This is a genomic window from Streptomyces otsuchiensis, from assembly GCF_004305975.1.
Classification (GTDB): Bacteria; Actinomycetota; Actinomycetes; order Streptomycetales; family Streptomycetaceae; genus Streptomyces; species Streptomyces otsuchiensis.
Window position 1 is genome coordinate 41,552 of sequence record NZ_BHZI01000002.1, and the last position, 18,095, is coordinate 59,646.

The 18,095-nt window shown below is 73.2% G+C and carries 16 protein-coding genes; 11 read left to right on the top strand and 5 right to left on the bottom strand.

Features of this window, described 5'->3' with window-relative positions; translation table 11 throughout:
* Window positions 1-107 precede the first annotated feature (107 nt).
* A complete protein-coding gene (asnB, locus tag E0D90_RS00555) occupies window positions 108-1,955 on the top strand; it encodes an asparagine synthase (glutamine-hydrolyzing) (RefSeq protein ID WP_130796203.1) in 1,848 nt (615 codons plus the stop codon).
* Window positions 1,956-2,030: 75 nt separating this feature from the next.
* Here the strand turns inward: asnB and E0D90_RS00560 are convergent, their stop codons facing one another.
* Entirely contained in the window at window positions 2,031-3,176 is a 1,146-nt protein-coding gene (locus tag E0D90_RS00560; protein WP_130796204.1) for an LLM class flavin-dependent oxidoreductase, read from the bottom strand.
* Between the two features lie 277 nt (window positions 3,177-3,453).
* Between E0D90_RS00560 and E0D90_RS00565 the strand changes: the two genes are divergently transcribed.
* Complete coding sequence (locus E0D90_RS00565; RefSeq protein ID WP_130796205.1) at window positions 3,454-4,434, top strand: DsbA family oxidoreductase; 981 nt, start codon at window positions 3,454-3,456, stop codon at window positions 4,432-4,434.
* A 136-nt stretch (window positions 4,435-4,570) separates the two neighbouring features.
* On the opposite strand, the gene E0D90_RS00570 is transcribed toward E0D90_RS00565, so the two are convergent.
* Window positions 4,571-5,191, bottom strand: a complete 621-nt coding sequence (locus E0D90_RS00570; RefSeq protein ID WP_103502607.1) for an L-threonylcarbamoyladenylate synthase — start codon at window positions 5,189-5,191, stop codon at window positions 4,571-4,573.
* A gap of 57 nt (window positions 5,192-5,248) precedes the next feature.
* The gene (locus E0D90_RS00575) at window positions 5,249-6,094 is read right to left on the bottom strand and encodes a hypothetical protein (RefSeq protein WP_130796206.1); all 846 of its coding nucleotides are present in this window, start codon (window positions 6,092-6,094) and stop codon (window positions 5,249-5,251) included.
* A 184-nt stretch (window positions 6,095-6,278) separates the two neighbouring features.
* Between E0D90_RS00575 and E0D90_RS00580 the strand changes: the two genes are divergently transcribed.
* The 9 genes from E0D90_RS00580 (at window position 6,279) to E0D90_RS00620 (ending at window position 16,271) form a co-directional block, all read left to right on the top strand.
* Complete coding sequence (locus E0D90_RS00580) at window positions 6,279-6,746, top strand: ArsR/SmtB family transcription factor (protein WP_227869882.1); 468 nt, start codon at window positions 6,279-6,281, stop codon at window positions 6,744-6,746.
* Entirely contained in the window at window positions 6,743-7,216 is a 474-nt protein-coding gene (locus E0D90_RS00585) for an SRPBCC family protein (RefSeq protein ID WP_103502605.1), read from the top strand. The genes E0D90_RS00580 and E0D90_RS00585 overlap by 4 nt, the downstream gene beginning before the upstream one ends.
* 334 nt (window positions 7,217-7,550) lie before the next feature.
* Entirely contained in the window at window positions 7,551-8,318 is a 768-nt protein-coding gene (locus E0D90_RS00590) for a (5-formylfuran-3-yl)methyl phosphate synthase (RefSeq protein ID WP_103502627.1), read from the top strand.
* 16 nt (window positions 8,319-8,334) lie between these two features.
* Window positions 8,335-9,738, top strand: coding sequence for an aldehyde dehydrogenase family protein (locus tag E0D90_RS00595; protein ID WP_130796207.1), 1,404 nt, complete (start codon window positions 8,335-8,337; stop codon window positions 9,736-9,738).
* Window positions 9,739-9,740: 2 nt separating this feature from the next.
* Window positions 9,741-10,847 carry an NAD(P)-dependent alcohol dehydrogenase gene (locus E0D90_RS00600; protein WP_130796208.1) on the top strand — a complete coding sequence of 369 codons (1,107 nt, stop codon included), beginning with the start codon at window positions 9,741-9,743 and terminating at the stop codon, window positions 10,845-10,847.
* Window positions 10,848-10,903: 56 nt separating this feature from the next.
* Window positions 10,904-11,839, top strand: coding sequence for an SAM-dependent methyltransferase (locus E0D90_RS00605; protein ID WP_130796209.1), 936 nt, complete (start codon window positions 10,904-10,906; stop codon window positions 11,837-11,839).
* Window positions 11,840-11,917: 78 nt separating this feature from the next.
* Entirely contained in the window at window positions 11,918-12,511 is a 594-nt protein-coding gene (locus E0D90_RS00610) for a type II toxin-antitoxin system PemK/MazF family toxin (protein WP_130796210.1), read from the top strand.
* 578 nt (window positions 12,512-13,089) lie between these two features.
* A complete protein-coding gene (locus E0D90_RS00615; RefSeq protein ID WP_130796211.1) occupies window positions 13,090-15,477 on the top strand; it encodes a winged helix-turn-helix domain-containing protein in 2,388 nt (795 codons plus the stop codon).
* The gene (locus tag E0D90_RS00620; RefSeq protein ID WP_157996790.1) at window positions 15,474-16,271 is read left to right on the top strand and encodes a 4'-phosphopantetheinyl transferase family protein; all 798 of its coding nucleotides are present in this window, start codon (window positions 15,474-15,476) and stop codon (window positions 16,269-16,271) included. Before E0D90_RS00615 ends, E0D90_RS00620 begins: the two co-directional genes overlap by 4 nt.
* A gap of 129 nt (window positions 16,272-16,400) precedes the next feature.
* Here E0D90_RS00620 and E0D90_RS00625 read toward each other — a convergent pair whose 3' ends face one another.
* Both E0D90_RS00625 and E0D90_RS00630 read right to left on the bottom strand, forming a co-directional pair.
* Window positions 16,401-17,417: a 3-oxoacyl-ACP synthase III family protein gene (locus tag E0D90_RS00625; protein WP_130796213.1), complete on the bottom strand. Its 1,017-nt coding sequence runs from the start codon at window positions 17,415-17,417 to the stop codon at window positions 16,401-16,403.
* Window positions 17,414-18,082: an SRPBCC family protein gene (locus E0D90_RS00630; RefSeq protein ID WP_103500314.1), complete on the bottom strand. Its 669-nt coding sequence runs from the start codon at window positions 18,080-18,082 to the stop codon at window positions 17,414-17,416. Before E0D90_RS00630 ends, E0D90_RS00625 begins: the two co-directional genes overlap by 4 nt.
* Window positions 18,083-18,095 lie beyond the last annotated feature (13 nt).

An 18,095-nucleotide genomic window follows, 5' to 3' on the forward strand; every position in this document is an offset into this window, starting at 1 on the left:
CTTCCCCCAGCTCTTTCGGGCACCGCATCAGGGATCGGACGGGACGGGCACCAGCGCCTACCGTTCCGGAAAAACCGTTCCTCACACGGGAGAAGGGGAGGACGAGTATGTGCGGCATCACCGGATGGGTCGCGTTCACTCGTGACCTGACGGCTCACCAGGACGTCCTGGAGGCCATGACCGCGACCATGAACCGGCGGGGGCCGGACGCCGACGGGACGTGGGTCTCACGGCGAGCGGCGGTGGGCCACAGCCGCCTGTCCGTCATCGATCTCGAGGGCGGGCGTCAGCCCATGGTGACGCGGGTGCACGGCCAGAACATCGTCCTCACATACAGCGGCGAAGTGTACAACTACCGCGAACTGCGGCAGGAACTCATTGGCAGAGGGCACTCCTTCACGACCCGGAGCGACACGGAGGTGGTCCTGCGCTCCTACATCGAGTGGGGCACCGGCTGCGCCGAGAGGCTCAACGGCATGTTCGCCTTCGCCCTCTGGGACGCCCGCACCGAGCGGATGGTGCTCGTCCGCGACCGGGCGGGCGTCAAGCCGCTCTTCTACCACCGCACCCGGGACGGCGTCCTTTTCGGCTCGGAACCGAAGGCAATCCTGGCCCACCCAGAGGTAGTCCGACGCGTCCGCACCGACGGGCTGCGGGAGATGTTCTCCTTCACAAGGACCCCCGGCGAGGCCGTATGGGACGGCGTGCGGGAGCTGCCCCCGGGCACGCTCGCGGTCGTCGACCGCTCCGGCGTCCGGGAGCGGAGGTACTGGCGCCTGGAGGCTCGGGAACACACCGACGACCTCGCCGCCACAACGGCACACATCCGCGCGCTGCTGGAGGACATCGCCGCGCGCCAGATGATCTCGGACGTGCCCCGGTGCGTGCTTCTCTCGGGTGGTCTCGACTCCAGCGCGCTCACCGCCATGGCCGCCGGCGGGTTGCGCCGGCAGTCCGCCGACGCACGGGTGCGCACCTTCGCCGTCGACTTCGTCGGCGGCGCCGACACCTTCCGCGCCACGCGGCTGCGGGAGACTCCCGACGCTCCCTACATCCGCGACGTGGTCCGTCACGTCGACACAGACCACCGGGACATCGTGCTCGACGCGCGCGGGATCGCCGACCCGGAGCTGCGCAGCCGCACGGTCGCGGCGCGCGACCTGCCGGGGGTCCACGGAGACATGGACCTCTCGCTCCACCTGCTGTTCGAAGCGATCAGCCGCGAGTCGACGGTGGCCCTGTCAGGTGAAGCAGCGGACGAGCTGTTCGGGGGGTACGTCTGGTTCCATGATCCCGGCGCCCAGCAGGCCGAGACATTTCCCTGGACCGCGATATTCGGTGAGGCGGAGCGCGAGGCGCTCACACTGCTGCGACCCGAGGTGCGCGCCCGCCTCCAGCTGGAGGAGTACGCGCGCCAGCGGTACAGCGACGCGGTGGCGGAGGTCCCGCGGCTGACCGGCGAGGAGGGGCTCGAACGACGAATGCGGCGCATCGGCTACCTGAACCTCACGCGATGGATGCCGTCGCTGCTGGAACGGAAGGACCGGATGAGCATGGCCACCGGACTGGAGGTCCGGGTCCCGTTCTGCGATCACCGGCTGACCGAGTACGTCTTCAACACCCCCTGGAGTCTCAAAACGTTCGACGGCCGGGAGAAGAGCCTGCTGCGGGCCGCCGTCCGCGACCTGCTGCCCGAGTCGGTCGCCGATCGGCGCAAGAGCCCCTATCCGTCGACGCAGGACCCGTTCTACCAGCAGGAGCTGCAGCAGCAGGGCAAGCGGGTACTCGCCGACCCGGGCGACGACATCTTCGACCTCGTCGACCCCGAATGGCTGGCTCGGGCCGTCGCCGGGGACGCGGGCGAGATGTCCCTGCCGGTCCGTCACGGCCTGGAGCGGATCCTGGAGTTTTCCGCGTGGATCGACCTCTACCACCCGAGCATCGACCTCGACTGAACGACAGCGGCCGGTGAGTGGGCCCGTTCCGGGCCCACTCACCGGCCGTCCCCCTGGCAGGGTTGACCCCCTCGATCAGGAGACCGCCGTCGCTCGCCGGAAACCCTCGACGGCCTTGCCGACGAACTCGCCCCGGTTCTCCCTGACCCAGTCGTTGGAGACGCGGACGCTCCGCGCGCGGCCGTTGAAGTGCGGCGCAACGAACCGGGCGAGGAGCTCGAAGCTGCGCAAGGTCTCCGCACGGGGCGCCCAGTCGTTCACGGCCACGAGCAGCCGGCCGAAGCCACCCGTCCGCTCCACGAGCCGTTGCACGGCCGAGACGCAGTCGTCGACCGAGCCGACGATGGCCGCCCCCGACGCCACCATGGCCTCGACCTCCTGCCCCGGGGGCGCGGACGAGAAGTCCACCGGCAGCCCCAGCGTGTCCTTGAAGTAGCCCAAAGCGTACCGCCGGAACCCCTCACGAACGTCGGAGTACGCCTGTTCGGTGGTCTTGGCGACGTGGACGGGCAGCACCAACCGCCAGTTCCGCCGGTCGACCACCCGTGTGTGCGCCGCGGCCTCCCGTTCCGCGTGCCCCCACTGGGCGGCGAGGTCGATCGGAGGGGCACCGGGGACCGGTGCCGCGAAGGACAGCGGGCTGAGGCCGTGCCGGCCGGCGAGCCGCATGCTGACAGGGGAGGACGCGCTGGAGATCGCCACCTCCAGCCCGTCCGAATACGGGGCGAGATGAAGCCGGGCGTCGCGGAGTTCGAACCAGTCGGTGGCCCGCGTCACCGTCTCACCTCGCAGCAGTGGGACGATCACCTCCAGCGCCTCCGCGGTCATGCGCCGCGTCTCGACCGCGTCGACACCGAGCATGTGGGCGTCGGCGGGCGACGAGCCGGAACCGACGCCGAACATGACACGGCCCCGGGTCATGTGATCGAGCTGGACGATGCGCGAGGCGGCGTGGAACGGATGGTGATAAGGCAGGCTGACCACGCCGGTGCCGAGGCGGATGCGGCGGGTTCGCTCTGCCGCCGCGGCCAGGAACACCTCCGGGGAGCTGATGGTTCCCCATCCTCCCGAGTGGTGCTCACCGACCCACGCCTCGTCGAGGCCGAGCTGGTCGAGCCATCCGATCAGTTCCAGATCACGCCACATCTGCAGGTCGGGTGCCTCCCCCGGTGGGTGCAGCGGCGAGATGAACGCGCCGAATCCCACGGCGTCAGTCGTCATGTGTAAACCCTTCGGGATGGCGGAAGTCGCGTGCCGGTGCCTACTGACGGGAGCCCTGGTCCGGGCGGGCCACGCCGATCCACACCATGGCCTCCGGCGCGGGCACGCACAAGGCCCGTTCTGGGTGCCCGAAGCGGCGGCACTCCACGACCGGAAGCAGGCCGATCGTCCAGCCCGATCGGGGCCGCGCCGACACCCCGCCCTGCCTACGCCAGCCCCTCGCCGCTGTCCGCAACATGCGTTGCGTATGCGACGAATGTCGCATACCGTTGGGGTCATGCGAATCGAGATCTGGGCAGACGTGGTGTGCGCGTGGGCGTACATCGGGAAGCGCCGGGTGGAGCGGGCGCTCGCCGGGCGGGACGAGGACATCGAGGTCGTGTGGCGGCCGTTCCGGATCGACCCGACCGCACCGGCCGGAGCCGTCGCCCTGGAGGAGGCGCTGCGCGACCCACTGATGGACGAGGCACTGCGCGCCTGCGCACCGGGGCTGACCCCGGCCCAGAACCGGGTCCGGATCTCCGAGGTGGCCGCGACCGAGGGCCTCGGGCCGAACTGGGGTTCTCCCTGGCGGGTCAGCAGTCACGACGCGCACCGGCTGATCGCGCTGGCGTACGAGCACGGGGGCGCGGGGCTCCAGGACGCCGTGGCCGAAGCCGTGATGCGGGCGAACTTCCTGCACTCCATGGACATCGGCGACCGCGCGGTTCTCGGCTCCGTCGCGGCCTCGGCGGGCTTCCCGCAGGGTGCCGCGCTGCTGCACACCGACGCCGGTGAGGCGTTGGTGGCCGAGCTGCTGTTGCAGGGTAAGGCGCGCGGGGTGCGGACCTCCCCCACGCTGGTCGTCGGTGACCGGGCGCTCGGCGGGGCGCAGTCACCGCGGGTCATCGCAGAGTTCCTGGCGCGGGGCCGGCCCGGCCGCGCCGTCCCGGCCGAGGTGGAGCGTCTGCGCTGGGCGGAGTCCCTGCTCGACCGGCGCGATCCGCTCGGGGCACTGGTGCTGCTGCGACCGCTGATGGAGGAGTTCGGGGCCGATCGCGGCGTCCGTCTGCTCGCGGCGCGGGCGTGTTTCGCGTCGGCGCAGCTCCGGCGGGCGCGGGCGCTGCTGGAGGCGGTGGTCGAGGAGACGCCGGCCGATCCGTACGCGCGGATGCTGTACGGGCGGACTCTCCAGCGGCTGGGGCTCGACGAGGAGGCCCGCGTCCATCTGCGCCTGGCCGACCCCGCCTCGGGTGCGATGAGCGGAACCGGCGGCTGAGCGCGGCGGCGGCTGAACGGGGGCGACGACCGCGCGAGGCGACGGCTGAACGCCCCCGCGTCGGTTGACCGCTGCCCGCCGACCGCCCGCGCGGGCGGTGGGCGGCGCCCCTCCCCGCCGGCGCCCCCGCCGGCGCCTACTCGAAGCGCGAGACGTCGCCCGCACCGCGGCGCACGATCTCCGCGCCGCCGTCGGAGAAGTCGATGACCGTGGTCGGCTCGGTACCGCAGTCCCCCGAGTCGATGACGGCGTCGACCACGTGGTCCAGCCGGTCCTTGATCTCCCAGCCCTGGGTCAGCGGCTCCTCCTCGTCCGGCAGCAACAGGGTGCTGGAGAGCAGCGGTTCACCCAGTTCGGCGAGGAGCGCCTGGACGACGACATGGTCGGGGATGCGGACCCCGACCGTCTTCTTCTTGGGGTGGAGCAGACGGCGGGGTACCTCCTTCGTCGCCGGGAGGATGAAGGTGTAGCTGCCGGGCGTCGCGGACTTGATCGCCCGGAAGACGTCGTTGTCGATCTGCACGAGCCGGCCCAGCTGCGCGAAGTCCTGGCAGACGAGGGTGAAGTGGTGCCGGTCGTCGAGCCGCCGGATCGACCGGATGCGGTCGAGGCCGTCGCTGTTGCCGATCTGGCAGCCCAGCGCGTAGCAGGAGTCGGTGGGGTACGCGACGAGGGCGCCCGCGCGGATGCTGTCGGCCACGGTGGTCATGGTCCGCGGCTGGGGGTTGTCGGGGTGCACGTCGAAATACTTGGCCATCGGGCGAGCTTAGTCCCCGGGTACCGCCGGGACGGCTCCCGGCGCGTGGCGGGGCACTCACGGCGTGGGCCGTTCGTACGCCTGGAGCACCCCTCCCGCGCAGAACAGCAGCGCGCCGCCGAGAGTGGCCCAGTTGGCGAGGCTGACGTTGACCAGGCTGTCGGTCGCCGGCTGGGTGTAGTCGGCGAGCGCGGAGACCATGAAGAGCACGGCCCCGAGCTGGTTGACGACCACGATCCACCACCCGAGGTCCCGCACCCGCACGACGACACGGCCGTGGCAGACCTCGTGGACGGCGAGCTGACCGGAGATCAGGAACAGCGTGCAGCCGATCATGTCGGGCGTCCACACGAGCCGGTCGATCTGCTGGGCGGAGAGCCCGCGCAGCAGCGAGTCGAGGAGATTGACGCCGAAGACGCCGGTGCCGCCCAGCAGGAGCAGGGCGCTCAGCCAGTCGACCCGCATGGGTTCGTAGCTCCACCAGCGCCACTCCCCCGCGACCAGACCGTCGTCCCGGCCGCCACGGCCGGGTGCGTTGACGCACTGGAGGAACTCGGCGTAAGCGCCGACGGTGAACAGCAGGCCGCCCGCCAGGTAGACCAGCGCGCAGCGGACGACCCCGACGGCGGTCAGCTCCGCCAGGGCGGCGCCCGCGACGAAGAGGGCACTGCCGACGGTGAACGTGGCGGACACGATCCGGTTGAGCAGGCGGAGCCGGCCCAGCACCGGAGCGGCGGCGTAGCGGTCGGCCGCCGGGCCGCGTGGGGCCGCGCGCACGCGCAGCAGCCCGCGTTTGCGGGCGGCACGCGACTCCCATTCGGCGGTTCCGCCGCTCTCCAGTGACCATTCACGGCGGGTGGCGAACAGGGGTGCGGCGCCGGTGTCCGGCCGGGGGCGTGCCATGGGGCGCATCGTATGGTTACCGGCCGCTTCCTCCCGGTACGCGCGCCGCCCTCCTCCCGGGAGGGGTGGCGCCACGGATTCGGGCACGGCGCCACCTCTGCCCATCCCACCGCTCACATCTGGCACGACGGTGCGCGAGGTCGTACTATTCAACCAAGAGGTTGAACAACGAGATGGTTGATGAGTGGACGAACAGATGACTCCCCGGCCGGAACCACCGCCGTCGGCGGGCGCACCGCCCGATCCGGCGGACCAGCCACCGCCCTCGGGCGGGCTCTCCCTCGACCTGGCGTTCGCCGCACTGGCGGACCCGGTCCGCCGGGCGGTGGTCGCCCGGCTGTCGAGGGGCCCGGCGACGGTGCTGGAACTCGCCGAGCCCTTCGCGATCAGCACCCAGGCGGTCTCCCGCCACATACAGGTGCTGGAACGCGCCGGCCTGGTCACCCGGACCAGGGAGGCGCAGCGCCGTCCGGTCCATCTCGCACCGGCGGCGCTGGAAGAACTGACCAGCTGGATCGACGGCTACCGGCTGCTCCACGAGCAGCGCTACCGCCGGCTCGACGAGGTGCTCGGCGCACCCCGGGCCGGCACCGGGTCCACCGGGTCCACCGGGTCCACCGAACAAGGAACGGAAAGAGGAGAGCGACCATGACCAACCCCGTACACATCACGGCTCCCGACGGGCTGCCCGTGATCGAGATGACCCGGGAGTTCGAGGCACCGGTGAGCGAGGTCTACCGGGCACACCGGGACCCGGAGCTGGTCGCCCGCTGGCTGGGCCCCGACGGCTTCACCATGGCCGTCGAGACCTACGACGTGCGGACGGGCGGACGCTACCGCTACACGCACCGGGACCCGGAGGGCAACGAGTACACCTTCAACGGCGTCTTCCACGTCGCGCGCGAGGACGAACTCATCGTCCAGACGTTCGAGTTCGAGGCCGTTCCGGACGTGGTGAGCCTGGAGACCCTGCGCTTCGAACCACTGGAGGGCGGCCGCACCCTGCTGCGCGCCCACAGCACCTATCCGAATGTCGAGTCGCGTGACGCGATGGTCGGCAGCGGTATGGAGAAGGGAGTCACCCAGGGCTACGCGCGCCTGGACGCGATCGTCGCCGCGTGACGCGTCGGTGAGCGGTCGGAGATGTGGGGCGTGCCGGTGGCGAGTCCGGCCGGCACGCCCCACGGCGCGTGCGCCGGCTCGGACCGGCGGAGATTTCCGCCGTGCCCCACGACGACGCGGCGCCTGCCGCCCGGGGACGCCGCGGCCGGCCGGCGAGGACGCCCCGCCCACCGTGCGCCCGGCGCACCGCGCGTGGGCGTGAGCGCCCCTTTGGAATGCCGCACGCTCTACCGGTGCCCACGGGCGGCATAAAAGATGAGCACACATCACATGAACCAGGTGCTCCGCGCCCCTGTCCCCCGGTCAGGCGGTCCCGCGGAGGAAGGAGCCCATGGTGTTGCTGCTCATCTCCCCGGACAGCGTCGAGGAGGCTCTCGACTGTGCCAAGGCGGCGGAGCACCTCGACATCGTCGACGTCAAGAAGCCGGACGAGGGCTCACTCGGCGCCAACTTCCCCTGGGTCATCAGGGAGATCCGCGAGGCGGTCCCGGCGGACAAACCGGTGTCCGCCACCGTCGGTGACGTCCCCTACAAGCCAGGCACGGTGGCCCAGGCCGCGCTCGGCGCCGTCGTCTCCGGCGCCACGTACATCAAGGTCGGCCTCTACGGGTGCACGACGCCCGACCAGGGCGTCGACGTCATGCGCGCGGTCGTGCGGGCGGTGAAGGACCACTGCCCCGAAGCGCTCGTCGTCGCCTCGGGCTATGCCGACGCCCACCGGATCGGCTCCGTCAACCCGCTCGCCGTACCCGACATCGCAGCGCGCTCCGGCGCCGACGCGGCCATGCTCGACACCGCTGTCAAGGACGGGACGCGGCTGTTCGACCACGTTCCCCAGGAGGTCTGTGCCGAGTTCGTCCGGCTAGCGCACGCCTCCGGTCTGCTCGCGGCCCTCGCGGGCAGTGTCAGACAGAGCGACCTCGGCCCGCTGACCCGGATCGGCACCGACATCGTCGGCGTGCGCGGCGCGGTCTGTGAGGGCGGCGACCGCAACGCCGGGCGGATTCAGCCGCACCTGGTGGCCGCCTTCCGGGCCGAGATGGACCGGCAGGCCCGTGAGCACGCGGCCGCGGCCCCCACCGCCGTTCCCGCCGTCACCTGACCGTCTGAGCACCTGGATGCCGACCTCCGTGCCGGCCCACGTCCCCGGACGGCGGGCCGCGTCCTACCCCGTCGTCGACCCGGCCACCGGGGAGACCTTCGACGAAGCCCCCGACCTGCGGCCGGACGAGCTGGACGCCGTCGTCGACCGGGCCCATCGGGCCTGGCCCGGCTGGCGCTCCGACCCCGCCGCCCGCGCCACCGCGCTACGTGCGGCGGCTGACGCGGTGGAGGCGGCCGGCGACGATCTCGCCCGGTCCCTCACCCGCGAACAGGGCAAGCCGCTCGCCGAGTCGGGCGCGGAGATCGCCCGTACGGCGGCCCGGCTGCGCTACTTCGCCGGCCTGACGCCCAGGACCCGGCGGATCGACGACGGCCGGCCCGTGCACAGCGAGATCCGCTGGCGCTCCTTGGGGCCCGTCGCCGCGATCGTGCCGTGGAACTTTCCCGTGCAGCTCGCGGCGGCGAAGTTCGCGCCCGCGCTCGCGGCGGGCAACACCGTGGTCCTCAAACCGTCCCCGTTCACGCCACTCACCACCCGGCTGCTCGGCTCCGTCCTGGCCGCAGCCCTCCCCGAGGACGTGCTGACCGTCGTCACCGGCCGCGAGCCGCTCGGCGCCCGCCTCGCCTCTCATCCGGGCATCCGCCATGTGACCTTCACCGGCTCGGTGCCCACCGGACGAGCTGTCGCCGGGGCGGCGGCGGCCTCCCTCGCCCGGGTCACCCTGGAGCTGGGCGGCAACGACGCCGCCGTGCTGCTGGACGACGTCGACGTGGACCGGATCGCGGACCGCCTGTTCTGGGCCGCGTTCCGCAACTGCGGGCAGGTCTGCATGGCGGTCAAACGTGTCTACGTCCCGGCACGGCTCCACGGTGCGGTGGTCGACGCGCTCGCCGACCGCGCGAGGACCGTCACCGTCGGGGCGGGCCTCGATCCGGACACCCGGCTGGGCCCGGTCAGCAACGCGCCCCAACTGGCCCGGGTCGAGCGGGTCGTGGGCCAGGCCCTGGCCGACGGTGCCCGGGCTGCGGCCGGCGGCCGGCGGCTGCAGGGGCCGGGCTACTTCTTCGCCCCGACGATCCTCACCGATGTCCCGTCCGGCAGCCCGGTGGTGACCGAGGAACAGTTCGGTCCGGTTCTGCCGGTGCTGCCGTACCGGAGCCTCGACGAAGCCGTCGACGCGGCCAACGGGACCGGCTTCGGCCTCGGCGGCTCCGTGTGGGGCACCGATCCCGACCGGGCCGGGGCGGTGGCCGACCGGCTCGAATGCGGCACGGCCTGGATCAACCACCACGCCGAGCTGTCCCTCGCCCAGCCGTTCGCCGGCGTCAAGAACAGCGGTGTCGGCGTCGCGGGCGGAGCGTGGGGGCTGTACGGCAACCTCCGGCCGTTCGTCGTGCACCGCCCCCGGGAGGAGTGACCGTGAGGTTCCAGGCGGCGGTACTGCGCTCGTACGAGGACCCGTTCGCGGTCGAGGAGGTGGCCCTGCGCGCGGAACCCGCCGCAGGCGAGGTCCTCGTAGAGATCGCGGGCTGCGGAATGTGCCGGACCGATCTCGCGGTCCGGCGGTCGGCCGGCCGCAGCCCGCTGCCGGCGGTGCTCGGTCACGAGGGGGCGGGGGTCGTGGTGCGGACGGGTGGCGGCCCGGACACCGCGATCGGTATCGGTGACCACGTCGTGCTGAGCTTCGACTCCTGCGGCCACTGCCGGAACTGCCGTGGCGCGGCACCCGCCTACTGCGACTCCTTCGCCTCACTCAACCTCTTCGGGGGACGTGAGGAGGCCGCGCCGCGGCTCACCGACGCGGCCGGGCGCGCCCTGGCGCCCCGCTGGTTCGGCCAGTCCTCGTTCGCCGAGTACGCGCTCGTCCCGGCCCGCAACGCCGTCCGGGTGGACCCCGCACTCCCCGTCGAACTGCTGGGCCCGCTCGGCTGCGGTTTCCTCACCGGCGCCGGTGCCGTGCTGAACACCTTCGGCGTCGGCCCGGGCGACACCCTCACGGTACTCGGCGCGGGGGCGGTGGGCCTGGCCGCCGTGATGGCGGCCACCGCGGCCGGCGCGCTGACCGTGGCGGTCGACCGGCACCCCCGTCGGCTGGCCCTGGCCGAACGGTTCGGAGCGATTCCACTGCACGCCGGAACGGCCGGGCTGCCCGGGCGAATCCGGCGGCTGACCGACGGCGGGGCGCGGTACGCGCTGGACACCACCGCCTCGCCCCCTCTCATCAACGACGCGCTCTCGGCCCTGCGCCCCACCGGCGTCCTCGGCCTGGTGGCCCGGCTCCACACCGCGCTGCGGCTCGAACCGGGCACGCTGGACCAGGGCCGGTCCATCCGCCACATCTGCGAGGGGGACGCCGTCCCCGGGCTGCTGATACCCCGGCTGACCGGCCTGTGGCAGGCCGGACGCTTCCCCTTCGACCAGCTGATCCGCACCTACCCGCTGTCCGACGTCAACGAGGCCGAACACGACTGCGAGGCGGGCCGCGTCGTCAAACCGGTCCTGGTCCCGGAGCGACGAGGCCGATGAGCGAGCCCGGCGGCCTCGTCGGCTCTCCCGTCCACACACCCGTCAATGGAGGAAACATGGTCGACACGATGCCCCGGCACACGGACGCGGAGGGCGTGGACGGAGGCGTGGGCGTGACCGCCCTCCTGGTCGCCGCGGCACGGGCGATCGAGACCCACCGGCACGACAGCCTGGCCCGGGACGTCTACGCGGAGCACTTCGTGCGCGCCGCCCCGGCGTGCGCGGACTGGCCGGTGCGCATCGAGCAGGCCCAGGGCGGGGACGGCAACCCGCTGTGGGGCCGGTTCGCCCGCTACTTCGGCCTGCGGACCAGGGTCCTTGACGACTTCGTTCTCGGGTCGGTCGGTACCGGCGCCCGCCAAGTGGTGCTGCTGGGGGCGGGGTTGGACACCCGCGCCTTCCGGCTGGACTGGCCGTCCGACTCCGTGGTCTTCGAGATCGACCGGGCGGGGGTGCTGGCGTTCAAGCACCGGGTCCTCGCGGAGCTGCCGGCCCGGCCGAGGGTGCGGCGCGTCCCCGTGCCGGTCGACCTGCGCGAGGACTGGGTCAGCGCGCTGACCGCCGCCGGCTTCGATCCCGCCGCACCGAGCGTCTGGCTGGCCGAGGGGCTGCTCTTCTACCTGCCGCGCCCCGCCGAGACCTACCTCATCGACACGGTGGACTTGCTCACGACCGCGGGCAGCGCGCTGGCCTTCGAGGTCAAGGTGGAGAAGGACCTGCTGGCCTACCGCGACAGCACCACCTACAGCGCGACGCGCGAACAGATCGGCATCGACCTGCTCCAGCTCTTCGACAAGGGACCACGGCCCGACTCCGCCGGGGAGCTGACGGCCAAGGGCTGGTCCACCCGGATCCACACCCCCTTCGAGTTCACCCGGCGGCACGGACGCGGTCCGCTCCCGGAGCCGAACGACGCGTTGGAGGGCAACCGGTGGGTCTTCGCGCACAAGCCGCGCGGCACGGCGTCCCCGGTCCGGCCGCCGGCCGTCTGAGCCGGGTCCCGTGCCGCCGGGTTCTGGATGCGGGTACCGGCTCTGGTGGCGTCCCGCCCGGGATGCTTCGATGGCCGGGTGACGATGCGACATCCTCTTCCGGCCGGCCCTCTCCTCGCGGCCGTCGAAGCCGAGGCCGCCGACGCCGCCGGCGCGCTGACCACCGCCGTGTCGGTGCTGGCCTTCTGCGGCGTGCTGGCGATGATCGGCTACGCGTTCTGGTGGGTGGCGCGCCGGCTGCGGGGTGGCAGGGCCCGCTCCGGCGGCGCGCCCGCCCGTGGGCCTGTGTCGGCGCGCCCCGGTTCGCCGGGCAGGTGGCGGGTCCGGGACTTCCCCGCGACCGCCCCCGAACGGCTGCCGAGGCGCTGGCCGCGCCCCGGGCAGATCCACTACGCGGCGATCCCGTTCGACGACGGCACCGGGGCGAAGGACCGGCCGTGCCTGGTGCTGGCGGCCAACGACCGGGAGATCGCCGTGGCGAAGATCACCAGCCGCGAGTACCCGCCCCGGCGGCCCCTCTACCTCCCGCCGGGGACGGTGGACGACCGCCACGGGCGGGCCAGCTATCTGGAGCCGGAGAGCGTGTACCTCCTGCCCCACTCGGCCTTCCGCCGGTCGGCGGGACGGGTCGGCAAGGGGCTCTGGAGCCAGGTGATGGCGCGCGTCGGCTGACCGTTCGGGTCCGCCGTGCGAGGGCGTGTGCCCGGCTCCTGGCCGGTCCCGTCCGGAATCGGGTACCGGGAATCCGGGGCGTCTTGTCCCCGTACATACCGAGCTGTCGCCCGCCCGGAAAAGTTGGTCCTCTGCGGCCGTTCGCGTTGTCGGTCCGCTGCTCTACCGTGTCTAGGCATGGCCCCCCACAACGGGCCGGCGATCCACCGTGCACGGGTACGGCAGCCGGCCTCACCGGTGTCCGCCGACGCACCGCCCGTGCCGGCGCCGGCCGCGCGCGGCCGCGGACCGGCGGCCGCGACCAGGGCAGGACCGGGGCGGGGCCGAGACTGAGCTGGTGATCCAATGCTCGGCACCTGACGGTGCCGACGGGGGACTTGGATGTGCCGTTCGCACTACGGGGCGACAACTCCTTACCCTCCGCACGCGCTACATCGCGGGCATGGGCCACTTCAGCACATTGCAGAGTCGTGAGTTCGCAGGACCGACTACGGGGTGACGATGTGGTGTTGAGGCAGAGTTCGAGAACGGCCACCGACCGAACGAGGGAAGCGGGGCCCGGGGGCACACGCGCCCCGGTGGCGTTACGACTGGTAGGACATCTGGGGGAACTGCGGGACATCTGCGAGCTGCTCGACCTGCCGGGCGAGCGGCTGCTGACCCTGACCGGCCTGGCCGGGATCGGCAAGAGCACGCTGGCGCGCGCCGCGTTCGACGCGAAGGCGCGGCCGGGCCTGGACCGGCTGCTGGTCCTGGAGATGTCGGACCTCACCGACGACGCGGAGGCGTACGCCCGCCTCTGCGCGCTGCTGCCCGGTGCCGGCGAGGACGTGGACGTGCCGCCCGGCGGGCGGCTGCTGGTCCTGGTCGACGACTGCGATGTCGTCATCGGCGGTGTGGTGCCCGGGGTCTGCCGGCTGCTCGCGGCCCGGCCGGAGGCGGCGGTGATCTGCGCCAGCCGGCTGCCACTGGACATCCGGGCGGAACACATCCATCCCGTTCACGCGCTCTCCCTGGGACCGCACGGCGACGCGGTGCGCCTGTTCACCGAGCGGGTCAGCCCGCACTACCGGCACGTCGTCGCCGCGGAGCAGCACGAGGTGCTGGAGATCTGCGAGCACGCCGAAGGCATCCCACTGGTACTGGAGCTGGTCGCCGAGGCGGTGGGTCCGCTCTCGCCGAGGGAGCTGCTGCACCGGCTGCGGATGGGCCGCTACGGCCGTCACCGCAGGCTGAGGGACCTCCCGGAGCGGCACCGCTCCATCGAGCACGCCCTCGCGTGGGGGGAGGCGGCCCTGGCGCACGAGGACACCGAGCTGCTGAAGCGGCTGTCGGTGTGCGACTCCCCCGTGGACGTCGCCACCGCGCGACGGCTGCTCGACACCAGCTCGGAGCAGGCGGTCCACGGCCTGGGCACTCTGGTGCACAAGAGCCTGCTGATGAGCGGGGCGAGCGACCGCGGCGGCTACCAGTTCACGATGCCGCGGGTCATCCGGGACCACTACCGGCGCGAGCTGGAGCGCGAGCCACAGATGATGTCCGCCGTCCGGCGGCGGCACGCCGCCACCACGATGGCGCTGCTCGCGCAGGTCCGGCGCGATCTGCGGGCCTCCTCGTCGGTCCCGGCCGGTGGCGGTCGCCGCCCCGAACGGCTGGACATCGCCCGCAGCAGGCACTCCGATGTGCACGCCGCCGTCCGCTACCTGCGGGAGGCCGGGCAGCACGCGGAGGCGCTGCGGCTGCTGACCCTCCTGGAGGAGCCGCTGCTGCGGCACGGGCTGGTCGCGCGGTGCACGACCTTCGGTGAGTACGTGGACGCGATGGAGTCCGTGGCGCAGTGTCTCGCCGAGCGGCCGCGCGGTGGGCGCCCGGCCGCCGAGGCGATGGTGATGACGGCGGGGTGGGCGATGACCTGGGGGCAGGTCGACCGGGCACGCTCCCTGCTGGCGCAGGCGGACGCGGCCTGTCCCGAGGACGCCCCCGGCGCGCTGCGCGCCAGGATAACCGCCGGCCGCTGCGAGCTGCTGCGCAGGACCGGGCGCGACGCCACGGCCCGGCCTCTGCTGGCGGGAGCCAGAAGCGACCTGCTGGCGGCCGGAAGGCACTCGGCCGCCGCCACCCTGGTGCGCACCGAGGCGTTGCTGCTCGCGGCGGAGGACCCGCGGGCCGCCGAGCGGCTGCTGCTGGGCGCCGACCGGGATCTGGCCGGGCGTCGCTGCGACCCGCTGGTGCGGGCCGCGGTGCGTATCGAACTGGCCCGGCTGCTGCGGGACTCCGGACGGACGACGGCCGCCCACGGTCTGGCCCGGGAGGCGGTGGCGGTGCTGGCCCGTTCCACGGCGCCGCCCCATCTGGCGGCGGCCGCCGACACCCTGGCGACCGTGTCCGCCGTCTCCACCCCGGCCGAACGCGAGGTGGTCGCCACGCTGCTGGCCGGGGCCGCCGAGCTGCGGACGTCCTGCGGTATCGGCGGCGAGGAGGACGGCGTGGCGCTGACCACGCTGCGGGCCGCGCTCGGCGCGGCCGGTCCCGTGCCCGGCGGGCACGGGCGGGTCGGCACCGGGCAGCTGCTGGCGGCCGCGCGTTCGGCGCGGCCCGCCGATCCGGATCAGGCGCCCTCCCGTGGTGGGCCGCGTCCGCTGGCGGCACGCACCGCGGTCGGCGGGTACGACCGGCCACCGCGCGCGGCCGGCGTTCCCGCGTCCGCCGCCGCCACGTCCGCCGGTTCCGGGGGCACGAGTACGGCGCACGGCCCCTCCCGCACCCCGCACGACGCGGCGGGAGAGCTGACTCCGCGGCAGTACGAGGTGGCGCTGCTGGTCTGCGAGGGGCTGACCAACCGCCAGATCGCGCGCCGGATGGAGATCTCGGAGTGGACGGTGGTCAACCATCTGCGGCTGGTGATGCGCAAGCTGGGCTGTCCCTCCCGTATCCATGTGGCCCGGCTGATGCGTGGCGGGCGGTGAACCCGGCCGGGCCGGCCACCGGTGACGGCGGACGGTCCGGCGGTCCCCGGCTGGTGGCCCGCCGGGCGGGCCCGGACGGAGCGCCCTCGCTGCGGGTGTGGCTGGGGCGGGCCGGCGCGGTCACGCCCGCCGACCGGGAGTTACTGGACGAGCCGGAGGCGGCTCGCGCCCGGCGGCTGCCGCCGGGGGAGGTACGGGATCGCTATGTGGCGGCCCGGGCCGGTGTCCGCCGGCTGCTGGCCACCGAGTTGGGCCGCCCGGCGGCCGAGGTGCGGTGGGGGCGCCACCCCTGCCCCCGCTGTCCGGACCCGGCTCACGGACGGCCCCGGCTGCTGGGGCCGCCGGCGGCGCCGGAGGTCGGGGTCTCGCGCAGCGGACCGTGGTGGCTGCTGGCGGTCGCCGCCTCGGGCGGGGTCGGGGTGGACATCGAGCATCTGCCGGTCGCGGGCCGCGAGTCGCTGGTTCGCCGCTGTTTCAGCGGGGCGGAGCGGGAGTGGCTGGCGGCGCTGGAGCCGTCCGCGCGGGCGGCGGCGCTGGCCCGGGGGTGGGTCCGCAAGGAGGCCGTCACCAAGGCGTGGGGCGTGGGCGTGGCGGCGGAGCTGCGGAGCGTGGAGGTGCTGGCCGGGACGTGGCGGCCGGGTGCGGCGAGCGGCCTGGTCACCGCCGACGACGGAAGCGGCTGGGAGGTGTCGGACCTGGTGCTGCCGCCGGAGGCCGGTGGCGGGCCGGTGGGCGGCGGACGGCCGGTGGCGGCGCTGGCGCTCCCGCTCCGGACTGACGGGCTGACGGACTGACGGGCTGACGGGCTGGCGGGCCGGCGGCCCCGACCACCCGCCGGCGCGGGCGCGGAGCGTCGCGCGGCCCCGACGGGAGCTGGGAGCTCCCCGTCGGGGCCGTTCGCCGCGTGCGCCCGGGCCGCCGGGTCAGCCGGCGGCGTGCCAGCGGATCGCGGCGGCTCCCGCGAAGTCGCCGGCGTGGGCGAACCCGGCCAGCACCAGCAGGCTGTCGTCGGCGACCCTTCCCTCCCGCAGGGCGTGGTCGAGCGTGACGGGCACGCCCGCGCCGAAGAGGTTCCCGAACCGGTCGTAGGTGTCGGGGTGACGCTCGGGTTTGATCTCCAGCCGTTCCTGCCACTGCCGCAGGAAGACCCGGTTCGGCTGGTTGGTCACCAGCAGGTCGATGTCGGCCGGTTCGGCGTCGATGTCGGCGCAGACGGCGCGTACCACCTCCGGCACCAGCCGGTTGCCGCGCTCGACGATGTCGGCGACCTTTCCCGGGGTGAAGCCGACGTGCATCTGGCTCTCCCCTGCCTCCCAGTACTTGCGGCCGTCGGAGAGGGTCAGGCCGCAGTCCTTGGAGTACTCGCCGAGGTTGCGGGTCTTCACGGACAGGATCGGCGACTGGGCGGAGGCGGTGACGTAGGCGACGCCGCAGCCGTCTCCGGGCACCATCGCCTCGGGGAGGGTGCGCACCCGGGACTGGGCCATCACCGTGCCCGCGCCGTTCTGCACGTTGCACAGCAGCGCCGCCCGGGCCTGGCCGCTGCCGATCAGCGCCCGGGCGACGCGCAGCATGTGCACGAAGGAGGCGCAGCCGCCGTTGTGCGCGTCCAGCACCCAGCTGGGGCGGAGGCCGAGCCGATGGCTGATCTCGGCTCCGGAGCCGGTGAACGGGAGGTCGGGCAGCAGCACGTTGGTGAGGACCGTGTCGATGCCGGCGGCCTCGTCGGGTCCGATCCGGTCCAGCAGGGTGCGCGCCGCCTGTTCGATCATGTCGGCCGCGCTCTCCTCGCGGGCGACGTGGTGACGGTGGGCGGGCGGGCCGAACATCTCGTGGCCGGCCATGGGGGCGTCGTCGCCCTGCTGGTCGAGGAACCACTGGGTGTCCACGCGCCGCGGCGGCAGGTAGGAGGCCAGCTCCATCAGGCTGACGGTGCTCATGCGGTACCGGACTCCCGAGCCTCGCCGTTGCCGTGGTGGTACTCCATGATCTTCTTGAGGTTCTGCAGCTCCACCCAGTGGCCGGCGTAGAAGAGGTTCCAGAAGTCGCCGACCCAGGGCCGGTCGGGGCTGGTGGCCAGCTCCGGGTGGGGGTTCTTGTCGTAGTACGGGTGACGGCAGTTGGTCCACAGCACCACCGAGCCGGGCTTCTTCAGCACGGCCTGGGCGTCGACGATCCGGTAGAGGTAGATCATCCACAGTTCGTCGCCCTGGTCCCAGGCGCAGTGCATGTCGACGGTGAGGGCCTGCGGGTCGGTCTTGAACTCCATGTAGATCTCGGTCCGGTCGTCGACGAGGGTGTCGCGGCCCACGTGCAGTCCCGGCCGGCCCTCGACGGGCCGGAAGTCGCGGGTGCTGTAGGTGTACTCGTTCAGGTTGCGGATGTCGCTCAGGTAGTCGAAGACGGCGCGCGGCGGGGCGTCGATGTACTCCTCGACGGTGCAGAACCGGCCGTAGACCTCGTCGTAGGTGAAGCTCTCCTTGGTCACGGACTGGGCCTGCTCGACGGCCTCCTCGCGGGAGGTGGTCTCCCAGCGCAGCAGGCCGGGGACATCGGCGATGAACGGCGGGATCGCGGGCGGCGGGGTGTACGGGGCGGTGGTCATGGGTGGTTCCTTC